The organism is Pseudomonas sp. Yb2C2, assembly GCF_052112325.1.
Classification (GTDB): Bacteria; Pseudomonadota; Gammaproteobacteria; order Pseudomonadales; family Pseudomonadaceae; genus Aquipseudomonas; species Aquipseudomonas marginalis.
In genome coordinates this window covers 1-2151 of the sequence record NZ_JAVAJK010000056.1, presented here as the reverse complement: position 1 = coordinate 2151, position 2151 = coordinate 1, and the positions used below count along the sequence as shown (strand labels likewise).

The 2151-nt window shown below is 63.4% G+C and carries 2 protein-coding genes; both read right to left on the bottom strand.

Annotated features, from left to right (window positions below; genetic code table 11):
* Window positions 1-475 precede the first annotated feature (475 nt).
* Window positions 476-1444, bottom strand: coding sequence for an L-arabinose ABC transporter permease AraH (gene araH / locus Q8X51_RS32110; RefSeq protein ID WP_065925854.1), 969 nt, complete (start codon window positions 1442-1444; stop codon window positions 476-478).
* A 9-nt stretch (window positions 1445-1453) separates the two neighbouring features.
* The coding region (locus Q8X51_RS32105; RefSeq protein WP_407695008.1) for an ATP-binding cassette domain-containing protein at window positions 1454-2151 on the bottom strand (698 nt) is incomplete at its 5' end.

Sequence of the window (2151 nt, the reverse complement as noted above, 5' to 3'; positions counted from 1 at the left end):
TGGGGCCGCTTCGCGCCCCAGCGCGGGGCAAGCCCGCTCACTACGACGGGCTTGGTTACCACCATCAGCGTTGTTTCATGCGGTCGATGACCACCGCCAGCAGCAGGAGCGAACCGCTGTGGTGAGCCGGCTTGACCCGCGCTGGGGCGCGAAGCGGCCCTAAAACCCGCCACCCGGTTCAGCCTGGAAGAATGCAGTGACTGTGTTGGGGCCGCTTCGCGCCCCAGCGCGGGGCAAGCCCGCTCACTACGACGGGCTTGGTTACCACCATCAGCGTTGTTTCATGCGGTCGATGACCACCGCCAGCAGCAGGAGCGAACCGCTGTGGTGAGCGGGCTTGACCCGCGCTGGGGCGCGAAGCGGCCCTAAAACCCGCCACCCGGTTCAGCCTGGAAGAATGCAGTGACTGTGTTGGGGCCGCTTCGCGCCCCAGCGCGGGCAAGCCCGCTCACTACGACGGGCTTGGTTACCACCATCAGCGTTGTTTCATGCGGTCGATGACCACCGCCAGCAGCAGGATCGAACCGCGGATCACATACTGGTAGAAGGTGTCGATGTTCTTCAGGTTCATCGCGTTCTCGATGATCGCCAAAATCAACACCCCGGCAATCACATGGCGGATCATGCCGATGCCGCCGCTCAGCGACACCCCGCCCAGCACGCAGGCGGAAATCACCGTCAGCTCGAAACCCTGGCCGATCATCGGCTGGCCCGAGGTCATGCGCGAGGCGAGGATCACCCCGGCCAATGCGCCGATCAGGCCGTGCACGGCGAAGATCAGGATCTTGGTGCGGTCGACATTCACCCCCGCCAGCAACGCCGCTTCCGGGTTACCGCCGATGGCCATGGTGTTGCGCCCGTAGGTGGTGTAGTTGAGCAGCCAGCCGAAAAACAGGAAGCACACGATGGTGATCAGGATCGGCACCGGCACGCCCAGCAGTTGGCCATTGCCAAAGATAAAGAACTGATCCTGGGACACCCCCACCGCCTTGCCGTCGGCAAAGATATAGGCCAGGCCGCGCACGATCTGCATGGTCGCCAAGGTGGTGATCAACGCATTGACCCGCAGCTTGGCGATCACGATGCCGTTGATCAGCCCCACGACCAGGCCCATCAGCAGCGCCGCGCCAATGCCCAGCATGACGCTGTCGGTATCGCGCATCACAATCGCCGCCACCACGCCGGCGCAGGCAATCACCGAGCCTACCGACAAGTCGAAGTGCCCCGATGCCAGGCAGAACAGCATGGTGCAGGCGGCGATGCCCACGGTGGAAATCGCCAGGCCCAGGCCGCGCATGTTCAACGGCGAAAGGAAGTTATCGATGAGCAAGGCGCACAGGACAAAGATGCCCACCGCTGCCAGCAACATCGCCCAGTTGTCGAGCAGTGCGCGCATATCGAGGGGTTTGCGTGCCGTCGGCAGCGCGTTGTTTTGAGTCGTCATGGTCTTCTCTCAGTTCGCCAGGCCGCGCGGCAGGGCCAGTTGCAGCAGGTTGGATTCGGTCGCGTGTTCGCGGGTCTGTTCGCCGCGCATCGCGCCTTCGCACAGCACCAGGATGCGGTCGGAGATGCCCATCACTTCCATCAGGTCGCTGGACACCACGATCACCGCAATGCCCTGGGCCGCGAGGTTATGGATAATCTGGTAGATCTCGGCCTTGGCGCCGATGTCGATGCCACGCGTCGGCTCATCCAGCAGCAGGACCTTCATGGGCATCGACAGCCAGCGGCCAAGAATGGCTTTCTGCTGGTTGCCGCCGGACAGGTACATGATCTTTTGCGCGGCAGTCGGGGTTTTGACCTTCATTGCCTTGATCTGCTGGTCGGCATTGCCCTTCTCCCAGCCATCGCGCAGCAACCAGCCGAACGAAGAGTGGGCTCCACGGGCGCTGATATTGATGTTCTCGGCGACGCTGGACAGCGGAATGATGCCTTCCTTCTTGCGATCTTCCGGGCACAGCAGCACACCGGCGGCGATGGCGTCGCGGGGTGAGCGCAGTTGCAGGGCCTCCCCGCATAACTCAAGGCTGCCGGCGCTGGCGCGTTCCAAGCCGCTGAGCAAACGGAACAACTCCGTGCGCCCTGCCCCCACCAGGCCGAACAGACCGAGAATCTCGCCCTTGCGCACCTCAAAACTGACCGGCTCACGCA